The sequence below is a fragment of the Chryseobacterium sp. FW101-FHT12H09 genome, from assembly GCF_058790395.1.
This window is the reverse complement of the sequence record NZ_JBYTCP010000003.1, coordinates 124,099-142,645: the sequence shown is the minus strand read 5'-3', so window position 1 is coordinate 142,645 and position 18,547 is coordinate 124,099. Positions and strand designations below refer to the sequence as shown.

The following is an 18,547-nucleotide window of genomic DNA, read 5'->3' as shown; positions in this document are numbered from 1 at the left end:
TCAGCATATGAAAAAGATTCTTGCCATATTGTTTTCTGTTTTCTACTTTGGATTTTCTTCCGGAGCAGTTTTCAGTGTACATTATTGTATGCAGGAAATGGTATCAGTAAGTCAGAAGACAGATGATATTTGTGCTAAATGCGGTGTTAAAACTAAAAAGGATTGTTGTAAAACAGAAATCAAAGTTGTAAAAGTTGATGATTCACAAAAATCAGATTTCTTAAAAATTGATTTTTTAAAACAGATTGCTGAATTTCAAAACCATGAGTTTTTCTTTACGGATCACTCTTTTTCAGCTGTAAAATTTACATCAATTCAGATCAATGCACCACCTGAAAATCGATCTATACCTATCTTTATTACACATTGTAATTTCAGAATTTAGAATTAAGTTCTTCGTTTAATGGTTTCATTATAACGAACGGCAAGTTTTGTCGCAATAGGCGACTCTCAGTTATTCTTATTAAAAACTTATTTAATTCTAAATTTTAAAACAATGAAAAAGTATATCGTAACCGCAGTATTCTCTTTATTTTCAATGATTTTTGTGTCTGCACAATCAAAATCAAATCCTCAGGTTTCAAAGTTATATAAAAATTATATTGCTATTAAAACAGCATTGGCATCCGATGATGCTGATAAAACGTCAAAAGCAGCATCAGAATTCATTAAAACGGCTTCAACAATTGACTATAAAGTAGTTTCAGAAGGAAACTTAACGATTCTTAAAAAAGATGCTACCGCTATTTCTGAGGCCAGAAGCATCAATACACAAAGAGAGACTTTTCTTAATCTCTCTGATAATATGATTGCATTAACAAAGCAATTTAAACTTTCAGAAAAACCAATTTTTGTTCAGTACTGCCCAATGGCTGATGGAAGTTGGTTGAGTGATGAAAAGCAAATTGTAAATCCCTATTACGGAAGTAAAATGCTTTCATGTGGAAGTGTTAAAACTGAGATTAATTAATTTTTATATTGATCTATAAAATAGGTAGTTGTATAGTTTAAATTATAATTTACTTTAATTGAATAATTAAACTATACAGCTTTAAATAAACTCGAAATATTATGAGAAAAATAATAATATTTCTGATGTTTTTGTTCTCTGTTTTTACTTTCACACAATCGACAAAAACTTACTATACCTGTCCAATGCATTCTGAAGTAGTTTCCCAAAAACCTGGAGACTGCCCGAAATGTGGAATGACCTTAGTAAAAAAAACTGTTGCCATTAAGCCTAAAGTTATTTCAAAACCTACAGCTAGGCCAATTGAAAAACAAGAAACAAAGACTCAGGATATAAAAAGAAATAATAAGCCTGAGGCAGAGAAAAGGAGTTATGTAAAAATAACCTCTAAAGCTCAACCTATCTCTAACCCTAAAACGCTCTCAAAATCTCAGACAGCCTATAGTTGTCCGATGCACCCAGAGGTAATTTCCGATAAACCGGGAAAATGTCCTAAGTGTGGAATGGATTTGGTAGAAAAGGAAGATCAGAAACAAAAGACGGTAGAAAATCAGAAAGAAGAGACCTCAGTTTTAAGAAGAAATTCTGAGAACGGTAAAATTACTTTTGGGGGTAAAACCGTTCGTTATGATCTGTATGTTAAAGATACGATTGTCAACTTTACAGGGAAGAACAGAAGAGCTATTGCGGTAAACGGTAAGTTACAGGCTCCGACCTTATATTTTACAGAAGGTGATACCGCTGAAATTTATCTTCATAATATGCTAAAGGAAAACACAGGATTTCATTGGCATGGAGTTATTCTGCCCAATGAACATGATGGAGTTCCATACCTTACCACAAAACCTGTAATACCTGGAGAAACTCATCTATATAAATTTAAAGTTTCTCAAAATGGGACCTATTGGTATCATTCGCATCAGGGACATCAGGAACAGATTGGCATGAATGGTATTTTAGTTTTCAAGAAAAGGGAAGGAGAACCGACAGAGCAGTATACAAAGGAAATCCCTATACTACTTGGAGATTGGAGTGATGAAGATCCAATGCAGATTGCCAGGAGACTTCATATGGCCAATACAGATTGGTATGCTATTAAGAAGAATGCTGTTCAAAGTTATTGGGAAGCTATTAAATCTGGAAATTTTGGAACAAAAGCCCTGAATGAATGGAAAAGAATGGAGGCGATGGATGTAAGTGATGTGTATTATGATAAATTTCTCATTAACGGATTGCCAAGTTCTGAGTATTCCAATCTAAAAGCTGGAGATAAAGTAAGGCTAAGAGTGGCAAACGGTGGATCTTCAACCTACTTTTGGTTAAATTATGGTGGCGGAAAAATTAAAGTCGTGGGTAATGATGGAAATGATGTAGTTCCTACAGAAGTTGATCGTCTGATCGTAGGAGTTTCTGAAACCTATGATATTGAGGTGACCATTCCTGAAGATAAAAGTTTTGAATTTCGCGCTACTTCGGAAGACCGAATTGGACATTCTTCACTTTGGCTGGGATCAGGAGAAAAGGTAGAAGCTCCTGATTTACCAAGATTAAAACTTTTTGAAGGAATGAAGATGATGAATGGAATGATGGAAATGAGTGGAAATATGAAGCCTATGAGTATGACTATGGGTAACCAGATGATGGATATGAATGAAGTGATGTACCCTGAACTTTCTGAAAGCCAGCGAAAAATGACGATGAAGCATATTAATGAAATGATGGGGGTAAAAACAAAAGATGAAAAAGAGGATCATTCCCAACATTCTGGAATGGATATGAAAGAGGAAAAAACGATTAAAAGGCTTTCCTATAATATTTTAAAAGCTCCTGAAAAAACAATCCTTCCAACCGAAAATGTCAGAGAGCTTAAGTTTACATTGGAAGGTAACATGAACCATTATCTGTGGACTCTAGATAATAAAACAGTGACGGAAACGGATAAGATTTTGGTTAAGAAAGGAGAGATTCTGAGAATTACGATGTATAATAATTCGATGATGCGACATCCAATGCACTTGCACGGACATGATTTTAGACTGATCAATTCAAAAGGAGAGTACTCACCACTAAAAAATGTAGTGGATATTATGCCAATGGAAACAAACACGATAGAATTTGTTGCTAATCAGGATGGCGACTGGTTTTTTCACTGTCACATTTTATACCATATGATGGCTGGAATGGGAAGGATATTCAGCTATGAGGATTCTAAACCCAATCCTCAGCTTCCAAACAGGAAGTTAGCCTGGAAAAATTTCCTTAAGGATAACAGAATGGTGAGCTCAATGGCGATGCTGGATATTGCAAGCAATAAAATACATACTGAAACCATGACGATGTTCGGACCGAGATGGGCTAATCTGAATGAATTTCATTCCAATTGGAACTTCGACCATTTTGATGGAAATTTTAAAGTAGGAAGATTCTTAGGGAAATTTCAATGGGCACTTCCTTATGCCGGTTTTAGGATTCAGAAGAATCATGAGATCATGGAAAGACAAATGACAGAAGAGATGGGAATGAAGTATGAGGGTAAGAAAACCTGGTTTGGACAAAACATCGCCTCAAAGAATAAGGCTACTTTCATTGTGGGTGCACAATACCTTTTGCCTATGTTGATTACAGCAGATGCAAGTGTAGATCAGAATGGAAAAGTATTACTGGAGCTAAGCAGGGAGGATATTCCGATTTCCAGAAGGATAAGAGGAAACTTTAGTCTTAATTCTGATGGAGAATTTACTACAGGACTACGGTATATCGTACAAAAATGGTTCTCAATTTCAGGAAATTATGATAATGAAATGGGTTGGGGAGCAGGTGTTACACTGACTTATTAAATAAAAAAAACCGTCTCATCACTGAGGCGGTTTTTTCTTGCTTTATATTTGAAAGCGTATATTTATTTTATGATATTCCAATGAAACGAAAATCCCACATGCTATTGAATATGCTAAAGAGAGAAAAATTAAATCTTTTGAAAGCTTGAATATAATAAATGGATCTAGTGAAGAGTGGGTATTAAGTTTTAAATAATTATCAAAATCAACTTGTCTTTGATAATTATTTAAAACTTAATACCCCAAGAATAAAAGTGAAAGGTATATTTAGTGGAAAAATCGACGGGACAGAAACATTTGTAGAATGGGGTGATTAGGATCATATGATGACTAATTCGTTACATTTCCAGCGTCGCTATTTTTTCAATCATTTTTTTGTTGATACTTTCAGGGATAATACCCATTAAAAAATTACGGAGAGAGGTTCCATATTGCCATTGTGAAATGTTTCCAACCTGTCGGCTTGTACTGACAATATAATCTACTTTTTTTCTTCTTATTTTTTGAAAGTCTTCAAAAACAGAATTGAAATTTTTACTCTTTTCTAATAATTTACCAATAATGTAAGCATCTTCTATTGCCTGGCAAGCTCCCTGACCCATATTAGGAGTCGTTGCGTGCGCAGAATCACCAATGAGGCATAAGTTGTCTGAATGCCATTTTGGGATGGGAGAAAGGTCTGTAATGTCGTTGAAAATAATATTTTTAGGATCTGTTGCTTCTAAAATTTTAATAACTAAAGGATCAAAATCGCTATAAGTAGAAAGCAGATCAGTATCCGGGTTCAGATTTTTGTCTTTGATCACTGCATACCAATAGACTTTTTTATCTGATATTCTTACAAAGCCAAAGCGTTTACCAACTCCCCATGTCTCAAGGGCTTCCTGATTATATTTTTCCGGTAATTCAAAATCGACCAGTCCACGCCAGCATTTTTGTTTTGTATCCCGGATTGTTCCTGTTTTTAGAATTTGATTACGAATGTTTGATTTAATTCCATCAGCGCCAAAAACAACAGTACTTTCTATTTCCTGTCTATTTTCAAAATGGAGATGGTAATTTTCTTTTTTTATAATTTGTTTTAAGTTATAATTGAGCTGAATGTTTTCAATACCCATGTTTTCAGCGAGAATTCTCTGTAATTCTGCTCTGTGAATTGCCACATTACAGGAATTAAATTTCTTTTCAAATTCAAGGCTATTGGTATCAGAAATAGGTTTTAGATATTGATTGGTAATCGATATTTTATGGATTTTATTACCGGCTTCTTCAATTTTCTGTTTTAATCCCAACTGATCAAAAACCTGCATGGCATTCATAGCCATCATAATTCCGGCTCCCACTGGTTTTATTTCCGGTACAGAATCATAGATACTAAAATCAATATGTTGCTGTTTTAGGATATTTCCAAGTGTTAAACCGCCAATTCCGGCTCCAATTATTGAAATAGAATTCATAAGCAGATGAAGTTGTTAATTTGAAAGCTTATTTTACATCGTCAGAATGTAATTTTCTGATACTTTTGTGAAGCCATATTTTTCAAAGAAATGATGTGCTCCTTTATTATCAATCCCACTTTCTAAAAGAATAAAGCTGACATTCCAATTTTTAGATTCCTGAATGGCATTTTCCAGTAAAGTACTTCCAATAGATTGTCCACGGAAAGCATTATTCAACAGCATATCTTCTAAAACAGCATATTTTTTAAAACCACTGTAGATTACATTAAAGACCAACATTCCAATGATGTTGCCATCATTATTTTCTGCAATTAAAATTTCTAATTTTGAGGAAGAAGAATCTTCTGAGTTAAAATCGGTAGTAAGCTGGTCTGTTAGTATAGACTCAAGATTTGAGCTCCATTCGTGAGTATTTTCAGCTCGGCCGGATATTATTTCTCCATGCGAAATATAAGATTCTGTTTTATGGGTAATAAAAAAATCTACTAATTCTTTAACACGGCTTTTATCACTGAGCCATTGAGTGGTATATTGCATCATTGTGACTTTTATAGACTTTTATTTTGAATTATTTCAAATTTTTTAATTCGGTCAATAGTTTATTTTGTTTGTTAATGAAGCTATTTAAATGATCTGGCTTCAAAGGATGTGCATTCTGATATTTTTCAATTTCAGGAAGTGTTTTATTGACTTTAAAAACGGTGTATAAATCATTCATTTTCTTTTCATTGGTATTCACCTGATTGATTAAGTCTTTGATGTTTTTAACTTTTGAAAAGTATGTATCGGAGCTTGCTTTAATAGATTTTGTGATTTCCTTTTTCATCAGGGAATCGCTTATTGAACTGGTATGATATTCAGCATCGCGATAATAGGATTCAGATTTATCAAAGACTTTTTTATATTCGAAGATAACTTTACCTGCTTCCTGATTGATGCTTTTTATTTTATCATCCAGTGCCTGAAGGTTTTTATCGTTTTTAATAAGTTCAGAATAAATCTGATCGATCATATCTTCACTCCGTCCACTTTTAAATGAACCTGATACAGAAGATTCTGCATTATCTACAACATTATCCGGGATGGGAGTGTTTTCAGACTTATTTTCTGTACAGGAAAATAAAAATAAAACCAGCGCAGAGGTTAATAGTATTTTTTTCATAATTACCATTTATAAGTATTAAAAATAAGCAAATAAAATAGATTTTTACTGATGATCAAGCTGATATTCATTGGATTCAATAACTTATAATTTCACTGCCATTAGGACCGTCATTTCGACTATGGGAGAAATCCATTAATAATTTATCTTTTTTTGAGATTCTTCATTCCCCTTACGCTTCATTCTGAATGACAAATTTTATGATTATTTTAACTAGTTGAAGATGTAATATAAAGATAAAAAAAACGGAGTCTGAAAAATCAAACTCCGCTAATTAATTATTTAGGCTAAATTATTTACCTAGGTAAGATTTCAAAATCTTACTTCTTGTATTATGTTTTAGTCTTTTGATCGCTTTTTCTTTGATCTGACGAACTCTTTCTCTCGTTAGGTCAAAAGTTTCACCAATTTCTTCTAAAGTCATTGGATGTTTTCCATTTAATCCGAAGTACAATCTTACAAGATCCGCTTCTCTTGGAGTTAAAGTATTCAATGCTCTTTCGATCTCAATTTGAAGAGATTCAAGCATTAGATCTTTATCAGGACTTGGAGATTCTCCAGAACGTAATACATCATAAAGATTAGAATCTTCACCTTCTACTAAAGGTGCATCCATAGACAAGTGTCTACCGGAGTTTTTCATAGATTCTTTAATGTCTTCTTCACTCATGTCAAGAACTTCAGCCAATTCTTCCGGAGAAGGTGGTCTTTCATTTTCCTGCTCAAGGTGAGCGTATGCTTTATTAATTTTGTTAATTGAGCCAATCTTGTTTAGTGGTAATCTTACAATTCTTGACTGTTCTGCCAAAGCCTGTAAAATTGATTGACGAATCCACCAAACTGCGTAAGAGATAAATTTGAAACCTCTGGTCTCATCATATCTTTTTGCAGCTTTCATAAGTCCTAAGTTACCTTCATTGATCAAATCGGGTAAAGAAAGACCTTGGTTTTGATATTGTTTAGATACAGAAACTACGAAACGAAGGTTGGCTTTGATTAATTTTTCCAATGCGGCTCTGTCACCTGCACGAATTTTCTGTGCCAAATCTACTTCTTCGTCTGCAGTAATCAATTCTACCTTACCAATTTCCTGCAAATACTTGTCTAGTGAAGCAGTTTCCCTGTTGGTTACCTGCTTAGTAATTTTTAACTGTCTCATTTATTTTATCCTCAAACTAGAGTTACTATATATTATACGCTTGAAGAGGTTAAAAGGTTACACTAGTTTTAATTTTTTTTAAACTTAAGCTGAATTTTATGAAAACAAAAAAGGCAAAACCGAAGTTCTGCCTGTATTTTTATGATAGCTGATCATGAATGTTGGTTTCAATTTGATGTTAACATAAACTGAGATCCATTAATCTTTCAATTAAAATAAATCATTCAATAGTTTTGCTAGTCTTAAACCTCCGTAAAGAAGCTGTCTTTCTAATGTATCATTAAATTTATACTGATAATCGAAAGATAAATTTGAACCATCAGGAGTTTGTGCATAGATTTTATTGGCAATTTTATGAGAATCATATAACCAATCTTCTAATGTTCCGTATTGGATCTGCTTTACTTCATCCTTAGATTTAATATCCAATAACTTTGAATATTCCGTATAGCTGTATTTTTGAGAATCTACTAATTTCCCATCCCATACTGAATGTAAGTTTGTTTTATCTCCAAAATAAGTTACATTAATTTTGTTGCCTCCTAAATCTTCAGCTCTTCCGACATGCAAAGGCTGTGCAAGATCTCCCATTATATGAATAAGGAATACCAAAGCAATTTTTCTGTCTTTTTCAGATGTTTTTTCATCTTTTACCTGTGCAGATAATGTTTTTACCTGAGAATAAAGACTTGGACCTGCCTGAGCTTTTAAATTTTGCTCAAATGTTTTAAAATCAGCTTGCGGCGCTATATTTACATAATGCCATGCTGAGGCCTGTTTCCAAACGCCTGTGGTATCAGATTTAATAAAATCCGGCCAGTTTGCCCAATAAGCAAGACGTTCCTGACCCATTATTTTTCTGATTTCCCTTCTTGCTTTTCCGGAAAGATGGTTTTCTGCGATTTCTGCAATAATTCTGTGCCCCGTTAATCCCCATGCAAATGAATAAAGAGAAGAGGAGATGAATGCTAAAATTAAAATTTTAGAATAAATACTTTTCATTGTAAATAACATTTTCAATCTGCAAAGATAAACCAGCTTTTTATAAGTAGAGATAAAAAAGATTAATTTCTTATGAGAAAGAGATTAATAAAATTTAATTTAAATAAAAGAAGGAAACATTTGTTTAAATAGATCAGTATGATAGAATGTTTTCCGATATTATAGATGATTTTATATTAAGCTGTATCTTAATAAAGCATCTTATTATGTTTTTTAAGTAGTAAAGTGTACAAGTATAGTATATCAATGTTTTTTATTCCTTAATTTTTATCTACATCTGCCTTTGATTATACAAAAATTTTATATTTTTACTCCTACTAATAATGATATTATCTTTGAAATGTAAAAATTATATAATATTTTTTTTCCATCTCATGAGATATATTATCTTTACAAGTCATAATCACGGGAAACACTATGTATGAGAATAATATTGTAGATATGCATTACAATAAACTGCAGACCGATTTTAAAGCTGAATCGGTAGCAGTTAATCTTTTGAAATATCACAGATCAGTAAGCAATATTTTCATTGACCGCATTGGAATCAATGACAGGGCTTATTTAAAAGATATCAAGAGTATTTCGAGCAATTATTTAGGATTTGATGAAGAAGTATTTACGATAGAGACTTATAGAGAGGGGATCTATGATTATCTTCCGGAAGGCTTATTTCATCCACCATCATTAAGTACTACGAGAAAGAACGTAGAGGGTGTTGTTAAGGAAATCCGTAAACAAAAAAAAGTAGAGGAAGACGCGAGAAAATTTTTTCGTCCCTTCGAATTAGAGATATTTTTTACAGAGATCAGCGCTTTATCAAAAGAGTTTGATTTTGAAGTTTCCAGTGATACCGATACATTGCTTGAAACCATTACTGAACTTTGGCCTATTGTAAAACAACTTGACCAGAAAAATGCGTACATCTTTATGCACATCCTACCTTTTTTTCATCAGATTCGTGGTGATAAAAGATGGTTTGAAAGATGTCTAACTGCTTTTTTGCGTGTTCCGGTAGAAATAACCTTTACTCCAAATGTCATTGATGATATTGAAGAAAATGATGATTCAATGTTATTGGGGAATTCAAGATTAGGGGTTACCTACATTCCAAGTGGCAGACACATGGATGGACAACGAAATTGGGTGGTCAATATAGGACCTATTCCTTATGAAAATATGAAAATGTATATTCCTGGACATCCTTTCAGAAAAGTGCTTCAGGCTTTATATGATTATTTCCTTCCTGTGACAGTAGATATACATGAGAATTTTATAACAGAGAAACAAGAATATTCGTTTAAGCTGGAAGATGATGAAAGAAATGCGAACCGCCTTGGATACTCTACCTTTCTGTAAAATATTTTACTATATTTACAAGCACCAATACATTATAAATTTGAAAAACGACCAATGGAAATTTCTTCAGTAAAAGGAATCTTTTTAAGATATATTTTAATGCCTTTAATAGCAGTTATTATGATGATTATACTAGGTGTAATCAGACGAAATAAACCTGCTATAAAAATTAAGGTCATCATCATTTATGTTCTGCTATGCAGTTTATGTTTAGCCTTACCTGGTTTTTTTGGATTTGCCGGGAATTTATTTAATCCTTACTGGTATCTTATTGCACAAATCGTCTATCTGATTTTTGGTATTATCCATGTAAATTTGTTAGACAGGTATTTTAAAAAACATATTGAATCTGTGCCAATGAGTATATTATTTGAATCTATACTTTCATTGACGTGTATTGCTTTTGGAGGGTATCTCTTTGTACTTCTGTTCAAATGGATGAGTGTGGGAACAGGGTATCCGGTAATGTCGGCGACGAGTGTAATTATATTTCTTGTTCCGATGGTATTTCATTACTGTTATGTTCAGTTTATCAGTATTCCGGTTGATATTTATAAAACATGGCGTTATTCTCCGGATCAGAGGCTTCCTGATTTTGAAGGCGCGGATTTTGATAGACTCATGGTATTGAATGTAGAACTGAGTAAAAATTTGGAAGATGCCAACAGATTTAGAATTAAAGCTAAAACACTCCCAACAGGGGTAACTTTTGGGGACTGGTTCTATAGAGTGGTGGATGACTACAATCATAAAAACCCTAAGTCGATCATTCATCTTACAGACGAAGAAAGAGAATCCTATTATTGGATCTTCTATACTAAAAAATCGTTTTTCAGTTTCAGAAAGTATATTGATTTTGACCAGGATATCATGGCAAATGGAATTTCTGAAAATGAAGTCGTTATTTGTAAAAGAGTTATTCAGCATGAAGAAGAAGGAATAACAAGAAAATCATAACCACACAAAATTTAAAGTATTTAATATGATACAGCCTATTAAACATTTTGCAATCAATTGGGTAGATGGGATGAAAGTTTCCCAGAGACACCTTAATGATCAGGATAATTTTTTAATTGATACCATTAGAGATTCCAATTCACTTGGAATTACTCCATATAATTATGGGCTTCTTCCCATTTCCAATGAGTTTACCGATAAAACAATATTTGATGTTCATAATACAGCAACGAATGATGTTCAATTGGTGATCAAGCGTTGTAGTGCTGTTACATTGGCAGGCTACAGAATGGAGATGAGTGATAGGAGAGTGAGTGTAAAATCATTGGCAAAATCGATGAATGAAGAGCAGGCCGATGGTGAATATTATATTTTAATTTCAGTTAATCCTTTTGATAAAGTACCTTTTGGGGATATTGATCCTGAGGAAATACCTCCGCGTCATCCTAATGCACAGCCCAATTATCATATTGAATTACTTCCTGTTACTTCTTTAAACAGCAGCTATTCGGGAGGAAATTATCTGATCGTTGGGAAAGTAGATTTAAAAGGAAATATCGCACAGGTTAATTCTAATTTTATTCCGCCATGTACTTCTATTCAGAGTCACCCTGTTTTGGTTGATTATTACGGAAGCTTTGCAAAATCTATTGGAAATTTACAACAGTATGCTTTTAAGATCGTTCAGAAGGCATCTCATAAAAATCAGAATACAGCTTTAGCACAAAACGTTAAATTTTTGTGTAGTACCCTGATCAATACATTTGGCGATATGTATTTTCAATTTAGAAATGTCATTCCTTCGCAGCCACCTATATTTTTAATCGAATCTTTTGCTAAACTGGCACTTCGTTTATATAATACTACCCAAGTTTTAGTTCCTGCAGAATTGGAAGAGATGCTAAACTATAGTTTAGAATGGAGTGAAATAGCTCCTCATACCTTGCTTAATCAACTTTCAATTGTTGCTGAAACCAATTATGATCACCATAATTGTGGAGAGCCTTTACTGTACATTCAGCAGATGCTAAGAAGTTTGGAAACGATTTTCTCTAAACTAAGTGAACTGGATTATATCGGACAGAGAAAAGAAAATATTATTGTTAATGAACAGGAAGTATCTAATAATGCCAATCCGAAAAGAGGTTGGAGTGTTTTAGATTAATCCAATACCATTTAAATATATTAAATCCCGTTTATCGGGATTTTTTTGTTTTAAGAAACAGAACAAAAAAGACCTAACAATTTGTCAAGTCTTTTTTATTTTAAATTCTATTTTTTATTTTCATTTAGAAGTTCCAGTGTATGTTCTACATGACCTCCACCTTTCCATTCGTCATGTCCGGGAACAACCATCGTTGCTCCAGGGTATTTAGATTTTAGTTTAGCCATTGTCAAAGGCCACTGCTTTACATTGGCTTCACCAGTATAGCCCAAGTCTGTTGCATTTCTGCTTTTTACAAGACATCCACCATCCAATATATTGTATTTTGGAAACCATACCACGACATTATCTGCAGTGTGCCCTTCTCCAAGAAAATCTACAACAAACTCTTCTCCTCCTATACGATAAGGCTTTCCTGTTTTTGTGATCTCACTTGATGTAGCTTTTCCTTCTTTCTTCAATAGCTCATTGGTTTTTACAGTTGCGTAAGTTTTAATTCCTTTATTATTGTAAAAACTTAAATCTCCCGCTCTATCATCATGCGAATGTGTTGCAAATACAGCAATAATCGGTAGGTTATGGCGTTTTTTTATAGTATCCATCAGGCTTTGATATTGCGTTTTCTGCCAAGGCACATCAAAGAGAACGACTCCTTTTTTGGTAACTAGATACATCGCATTGGTAGAATATTCTCTGCCTCCAAATACACCAAAAGTTTTGTAAATATACAGATTGGGTTTAATGGGAGGTTCGATCACAAAATCTCTTACCTGAGCATTAACAAACTGACTTAAAAATAAAACGGAAATAATTAAAAATCGAATACTTTTTCTCATAATTTTTTTGAATGATAATTAAAATTTTACTGCTTTTAGGAAAAGACGGAATCGAAGCAGAAAGTTTTGCAAACCTAATTAAAATTAAAATATTGAGCATTTATGGAATAGAATTTAACCGTTTTTTAACGGTTGAGCGTATTTATGGTTCTATATTTTAATCAATTTGCTTTTGTAAAGTTTTTAAACTAATGCAACAAAGTTGCATTAGTTTGTTTTTTTTTAATACTTTTGCTTTTTATTAAAATAGGGTTTCTTTTAAAGTTGAAACTAAGTTTTAAACTAATTACGGTTAAATATGATGTATATGAACTTTAGATTTATTCTGTCAGTATTAGGTGTTTTTATTATTTCCACAGTAAAAGCACAGGATGGAGAAGCAACGGGAAGAGTATTTTTTGAAAACGGAGGATCTTCAGATACTGAAGTAATATTAAAAGATACACAGACAAAAACAACCACCGATAAAAACGGAAATTATACGATTAAAAATATAGTTCCGGGAAATTATAAACTTTTAATTAAAGCTAAAGGATATGAAAATATGGAGCAGGAAGTTTCCATAGAGAAAAAGCATACCGTGATTCCAAATATTTTATTGATCCGCGACAGTAATAAAATTGATGAAGTAGTGATAACAGGAGTTTCAAAAGAAACTTTAATTAAAGAGAATCCAGTTGCTATTATAAGTATTTCTTCCAAACAGATTGAAAAGACGATAGCTACTAATATTATCAGCTCTTTGGTAAAATCAGCTCCGGGTCTGAGTGTGGTAGAGACAGGACCTAATATTTCCAAACCTTTTATCAGAGGACTGGGATATAACCGTGTATTAACACTCTATGATGGAATACGGCAAGAAGGTCAGCAATGGGGAGATGAGCACGGTATAGAAGTAGCTCCTTATATAGTTGAGCGTGCAGAAGTGATAAAAGGACCTGCCAGTTTGATGTTTGGTTCTGATGCACTGGCTGGTGTCGTTAGCCTATTTCCTCATATTCCTACTCAGGATGATGGTATTATTCATGGAAAAATAACCAGCGAGTATCAGGGTAATAATAGTCTTATAGGAAATGGGATGCAATTTGATTATAAGAAGAATTCTTTCATAGCCTCATTAAATGCTTCTTATAGAATGGCAAAAAACTATAGAAATTCTATGGATGGGAGAGTATATAATACCAATTTTGAGGAAAAGAACTTTTCCTTTCTATTAGGACGTAAAACAAGAACCAGCTTTTCGAAACTTAATTTTACACTATATGATAATCTTCAGGGGATACCAGATGGTAGTCGTGACGCTAAGACCGGAAAATTTACATATCAGGTGGGAGAGGGTGAAGATGATGATGTAGAAAAAAGACCCATTGTTTCAGAGAGAGAACTCAATTCATATGCTCTTTCACCTTTACATCAGAGAATTCAGCATTACCGACTTTATGCGCAGCATACTCAACAAATTGGAAAAGGAGACCTGGATGTTCAGCTTGCTTTGCAGAAAAATATCCGTAGGGAATATAATCACCCGACTTTACCTTCCCAGCCGGGAATGTATGTTCAGCTTAATACTTTAAATTATGGAGTCCGCTATAATTTTCCCAAGTTTTCTTCTTTTGAAATTTCTGCAGGTGTTAACGGAATGATGCAAAATAATAAAAACAAATCTGCCACGGATTTTCCTATTCCTGATTATGACTTAAGTGAAGGTGGTGTCTACGCTTATGCCAAATGGAAATATAAGAGATTGAACATCAGTGGTGGTGCCCGTTATGACATCCGAAATGTCAGGTGGAATAATTTCTATGTACAGACCAATCCGGTAACCCAGTTTGAAGAACAGGCTACTCAGGTATCTTCTCATGCTGAATTGAGATTTCCATCATACAGCAAAACTTTTGGCGGGGTATCAGCTAGCATAGGATCTGCTTTTCAATTAACAAAACAGATCAGTCTTAAAGCTAATATTGGAAGAAGCTACAGGGCACCAAATATTACGGAGATTGGTTCCAATGGACTGGATCCGGGAGCTCATATTATCTATAAAGGAAACAGGGATTTCAATCCTGAATTCTCATTGCAGGAAGATCTGGGGGTAAGTACACGTTTCAAAGATTTCTCAGCAGATGTAAGCTGGTTTAATAATCATATTCAGAATTATATCTATCTTTCATTACTAGTAGATGGACAAGGAAATCCTCTTGTCGACGCTCAGGGAAATAAGACCTATCAGTATCAGCAGGCCTCTGCTCAACTTTATGGTATGGAAGCATGGCTATCACTACATCCGGAAAAATGGAAAGGATTTAACTTTGAAACCAGCCTGTCTCTTATTTATGGATTTAACCGTGATAAGATGTTTAAAAGTAAAGGAAATAACGGAGAGCATCTTCCTTTGATTTCTCCGCTAAAACTATCCAGTAGCATATCACAGAAAATAGCTACCCGATCAAAAGTCTTTTCATCCATGACTCCTACAGCGGACGTGGAATTTTCAGCAGCACAAAACAGATATTTGGGTTTGAATGATACAGAAACGGCAACAAAAGATTATACTTTATTTAATATAGGGATCTCTGTTAACATGAACTATTCTGAAAACCATTCTGCAGTCCTATTGCTTCAGGTGAATAATGTGTTCGATCGTGCTTATCAATCACATCTTAGCAGACTAAAGTATTTGGGAAATATTTATAATATGGGAAGAAATGTGTCGTTGAAACTTATTGTTCCTTTTTAAGTTGGAACTTAAGAACAAAAAAGGTGGCTGAAGCTCTCAAAACCACCTTTTTTATTTTATTTTTTGACTAATATTTTCTCGGTTGCTTTTTTACTAAGGACCTCTCTCTTTCCTTCAATTTCTATAGTGACAGATTTGTCAAAGTTTTCGATTTTTATGATCTTAATTCTGGTATTCAGCAGTAACTTTCTTTCTGTAAGATAACTTAAAAAAGCATCATCAGATAAGGTGACAGAAGCAAAAATTACAGTTTCACCAACTTCACAATTGCTTAATTTCTGCAAATCCTGAGCGATGATATTGCCATCTTTATCAGGAATAGGTTCTCCATGAGGATCGAATTTTGGATAATCTAAAATTTCATCCATTTTATCAAAAAAGACCTGAGAATGTACATGCTCCAGCTGTTCTGCAATTTCATGAACATTTTCCCAGCCGAAGTTCATCTTTTTTACCAGGAACATTTCTGTAAGCCTGTGCTTGCGAACCACCAAAGCAGCCTCCCGTTTTCCTTTATCAGTGACACGAAGGGGTTTGTAGGTCTCATAAATTACCCAGCTCTTTTCTGCAAATTTCTTCATCATATTATTAACGCTTGGCATTTTTACATTTAGAAATTTGCTGAGTTCGTTAATTGTTACTTTACCTTCATTATCAACCAAATGAAACAAAGCTTTCAGATAATTTTCTTCTGTTAATGTTGTTTTCAAAATGTTAGATGATTTTAACTACAAATCTAACAAAATTTTGTGAAAATTTTATGCTTGTTCCTTTAAGTTTTTTTAATTTTGTCTTATGAAATTTTCTTTTAAAAACGATTACTCAGAGGGGTGTCACCCTAATATATTACAAGCACTTTTACAATCTAACCTTGAACAGGAAGCTGGCTATGGAGAGGATAGATATTGTTTAGAAGCTAAAGAATTGATCAGAGAAAAGATAGGCCGTAAAGATTCTGAAATTTATTTTGTTTCTGGAGGAACACAAGCAAACCTGATTGTTATTTCTTCGATTTTAAGACCTTATCAAGCGGCTATTTCTGCTGCTACCGGACATATATTAAATAATGAAGCTGGTGCTATTGAGGCAACGGGGCATAAGATCTTAAGTATTGATACTGAAGATGGTAAATTAAGACCATCAGATATTATTCCTGTATTGGAAGGACATAGCAATGTTCCGCATCAGGTGATGCCTAAGCTGGTTTATATTTCAAATTCTACTGAATTAGGAACAACCTATAATAGGAAGGAACTGGAAGATCTTTCCAGTTTTTGTAAGCAGAATAACTTATATCTGTTCATGGATGGGGCAAGATTAGGTCATGGTTTAACAGCTGAGACTAGTGATCTGACTTTAGAAAAAATAGCAGAATTAACTGATATTTTCTATTTAGGTGGAACTAAAAATGGAGCATTAATAGGAGAGGCGATTGTGATCAATAACCCTGTTCTTAATGAGAATTTTGGTTTTAGCATTAAACAAAAAGGAGCCATGTTGGCTAAAGGAAGACTTCTTGGAATTCAGTTTTTAGAACTGATGAAAAATGATCTTTATTTTGATCTGGCGAAACATGCTAATCAGCAGGCTATGAAAATAAAAAATGCTTTACAGGAAAGGGGAGCTTCTTTTCTTTCTGATTCGTATACCAATCAGATATTTCCTGTTTTAAATAATGATCTGATTGAGATCCTGGCGGAGAAATTTGAATTTTATGTGTGGAAAAAAATAGATGATCAATCTTCTGCTATACGGTTAATAACCTCCTGGAATACTTCTGATAAAGGGGTAGATGATTTTATAGAAACTATTAAAAACAACTAAGAATTATAAATAAAAAAACAGCCTTTTAAAAGCTGTTTTTTTTATTTCTTTATACAAGAGGTTAATCCTGCGGATGTGGTTGAAGTATTTTTTTTATGCCTTCAACAACTTCATCTTCAAGACGTTTGATCTTATCTTTTTTCATTCTGATATAAATAGCAATCGGAAATTGGAATATTAAATAAACAATAGGCATGTCGTTATTGGTTTGTGTAGTTACCATACCTGTTTCGGGATTGGCATTTATTTTTACATTTCCTGTAATTGTAAAACCACTGGTACGCACCTGTAATGCTCCAAAACTTGTCTGAATTTTATATTGAGGAAATGTTTTCCTTAAATCTTCAATAAATTCTTTTTTTGAAAACGGACTGAATAGTAAACTCTGCATAAATTGTATTTAGTTATGATTCCTATGAATGAAGTTCTTGTATAGCAAATACTATGCTGAAATATTTCATTACTGTATGAATAATAACGAAAAATATTTTATTTTAATCCTTTTGAGACAATAGAGCAATCTGCTGTTTCCATTTTTGGACCATCTTTATAAGTGATCTTCTTTTCATCAGCGTATTTACTTTGTGAACCTTCTTCTTTATGGTCACCAATTCCTTCGATCAAAGCATTATCTTTTTGAATGAAGAAAATATCGCGTTTGCTTTTTGAACCTTCAGACTGAAATTCATAGGTTAGTTTTAAAGTATCACCTGATTTGAAGCCTGTTATATCTCCTGTAGAACCGTCTTTCTCACTGTTTTTGTACGATAATTTACCGGAAATTGTTCCCAAATTATCATCAATAGAAGCAAAAACACTGTCTTTACCAATCACCCCTAAATAACAAAATGACTTAGGACCTAATGTATCAACAACAGCTTCAGTAGTTGCAGTGGAATCTGTATTCACTTTTGGAGTTACATTTTCTGCTTTTTTATTACAATTCATTAAAAAAACTGACAATGAACCCAACACAATTAATTTTTTCATATCCTTAGTATTATATTAAATCAAATTTCAATTTTGCTAAAATAGCAATAGTATTTAAATCAAAGATACATTTATTGTAAATAAAATTT

General features: G+C 33.3%; 17 protein-coding genes. 8 read left to right on the top strand and 9 right to left on the bottom strand.

All coding sequences use genetic code 11. The features are described 5' to 3' along the window. Positions 1-7 precede the first annotated feature (7 nt). The 3 genes from AC3WRL_RS11370 (at position 8) to AC3WRL_RS11360 (ending at position 3,807) form a co-directional block, all read left to right on the top strand. Positions 8-385 carry an HYC_CC_PP family protein gene (locus AC3WRL_RS11370; protein ID WP_214824564.1) on the top strand — a complete coding sequence of 126 codons (378 nt, stop codon included), beginning with the start codon at positions 8-10 and terminating at the stop codon, positions 383-385. Between the two features lie 111 nt (positions 386-496). After that, positions 497-970, top strand: a complete 474-nt coding sequence (locus tag AC3WRL_RS11365) for a DUF3347 domain-containing protein (RefSeq protein WP_261512362.1) — start codon at positions 497-499, stop codon at positions 968-970. 101 nt (positions 971-1,071) lie between these two features. Next, complete coding sequence (locus tag AC3WRL_RS11360; protein WP_261512361.1) at positions 1,072-3,807, top strand: multicopper oxidase domain-containing protein; 2,736 nt, start codon at positions 1,072-1,074, stop codon at positions 3,805-3,807. Between the two features lie 338 nt (positions 3,808-4,145). On the opposite strand, the gene AC3WRL_RS11355 is transcribed toward AC3WRL_RS11360, so the two are convergent. The 5 genes from AC3WRL_RS11355 to AC3WRL_RS11335 all read right to left on the bottom strand — a co-directional run bounded on the left by AC3WRL_RS11355 (position 4,146) and on the right by AC3WRL_RS11335 (position 8,590). After that, positions 4,146-5,264, bottom strand: a complete 1,119-nt coding sequence (locus AC3WRL_RS11355) for an FAD-dependent monooxygenase (RefSeq protein ID WP_261512360.1) — start codon at positions 5,262-5,264, stop codon at positions 4,146-4,148. Positions 5,265-5,297: 33 nt separating this feature from the next. Further along, positions 5,298-5,807 carry a GNAT family N-acetyltransferase gene (locus AC3WRL_RS11350; protein ID WP_261512358.1) on the bottom strand — a complete coding sequence of 170 codons (510 nt, stop codon included), beginning with the start codon at positions 5,805-5,807 and terminating at the stop codon, positions 5,298-5,300. A 28-nt stretch (positions 5,808-5,835) separates the two neighbouring features. Then, positions 5,836-6,429, bottom strand: coding sequence for a hypothetical protein (locus tag AC3WRL_RS11345; RefSeq protein ID WP_214824586.1), 594 nt, complete (start codon positions 6,427-6,429; stop codon positions 5,836-5,838). A gap of 292 nt (positions 6,430-6,721) precedes the next feature. Then, entirely contained in the window at positions 6,722-7,588 is an 867-nt protein-coding gene (locus AC3WRL_RS11340; RefSeq protein WP_055859010.1) for a sigma-70 family RNA polymerase sigma factor, read from the bottom strand. Positions 7,589-7,798: 210 nt separating this feature from the next. Further along, positions 7,799-8,590 (bottom strand): S1/P1 nuclease, encoded by a 792-nt coding sequence (locus tag AC3WRL_RS11335; RefSeq protein ID WP_492330326.1) that lies wholly within the window; start codon positions 8,588-8,590, stop codon positions 7,799-7,801. A gap of 417 nt (positions 8,591-9,007) precedes the next feature. Here AC3WRL_RS11335 and AC3WRL_RS11330 point away from each other — a divergent pair, with 417 nt between their 5' ends. The 3 genes from AC3WRL_RS11330 to AC3WRL_RS11320 are packed head-to-tail and all read left to right on the top strand — an operon-like array spanning position 9,008 to position 12,071. Next, entirely contained in the window at positions 9,008-9,949 is a 942-nt protein-coding gene (locus AC3WRL_RS11330; RefSeq protein ID WP_214824590.1) for a type VI secretion system baseplate subunit TssG, read from the top strand. Positions 9,950-10,003: 54 nt separating this feature from the next. Then, a complete protein-coding gene (locus AC3WRL_RS11325; protein ID WP_214824592.1) occupies positions 10,004-10,906 on the top strand; it encodes a TssN family type VI secretion system protein in 903 nt (300 codons plus the stop codon). Between the two features lie 25 nt (positions 10,907-10,931). After that, positions 10,932-12,071, top strand: a complete 1,140-nt coding sequence (locus tag AC3WRL_RS11320; RefSeq protein WP_214824595.1) for a hypothetical protein — start codon at positions 10,932-10,934, stop codon at positions 12,069-12,071. 107 nt (positions 12,072-12,178) lie between these two features. Here AC3WRL_RS11320 and AC3WRL_RS11315 read toward each other — a convergent pair whose 3' ends face one another. Next, positions 12,179-12,907 carry a subclass B1 metallo-beta-lactamase IND-17 gene (locus AC3WRL_RS11315; protein WP_214824597.1) on the bottom strand — a complete coding sequence of 243 codons (729 nt, stop codon included), beginning with the start codon at positions 12,905-12,907 and terminating at the stop codon, positions 12,179-12,181. A gap of 307 nt (positions 12,908-13,214) precedes the next feature. On the opposite strand from AC3WRL_RS11315, the gene AC3WRL_RS11310 reads away from it, so the two are divergent. Continuing rightward, on the top strand, positions 13,215-15,644 hold the full coding sequence (locus tag AC3WRL_RS11310; protein ID WP_261512355.1) for a TonB-dependent receptor: 2,430 nt from the start codon (positions 13,215-13,217) through the stop codon (positions 15,642-15,644). Positions 15,645-15,700: 56 nt separating this feature from the next. Here AC3WRL_RS11310 and AC3WRL_RS11305 read toward each other — a convergent pair whose 3' ends face one another. Continuing rightward, on the bottom strand, positions 15,701-16,354 hold the full coding sequence (locus AC3WRL_RS11305) for a metal-dependent transcriptional regulator (RefSeq protein WP_214824602.1): 654 nt from the start codon (positions 16,352-16,354) through the stop codon (positions 15,701-15,703). Between the two features lie 85 nt (positions 16,355-16,439). On the opposite strand from AC3WRL_RS11305, the gene AC3WRL_RS11300 reads away from it, so the two are divergent. After that, on the top strand, positions 16,440-17,468 hold the full coding sequence (locus tag AC3WRL_RS11300) for a threonine aldolase family protein (RefSeq protein WP_261512353.1): 1,029 nt from the start codon (positions 16,440-16,442) through the stop codon (positions 17,466-17,468). A gap of 61 nt (positions 17,469-17,529) precedes the next feature. On the opposite strand, the gene AC3WRL_RS11295 is transcribed toward AC3WRL_RS11300, so the two are convergent. Next, positions 17,530-17,859, bottom strand: coding sequence for a hypothetical protein (locus tag AC3WRL_RS11295; protein WP_214824607.1), 330 nt, complete (start codon positions 17,857-17,859; stop codon positions 17,530-17,532). A gap of 98 nt (positions 17,860-17,957) precedes the next feature. Beyond that, complete coding sequence (locus AC3WRL_RS11290; RefSeq protein ID WP_261512352.1) at positions 17,958-18,458, bottom strand: hypothetical protein; 501 nt, start codon at positions 18,456-18,458, stop codon at positions 17,958-17,960. Positions 18,459-18,547: the final 89 nt, after the last annotated feature.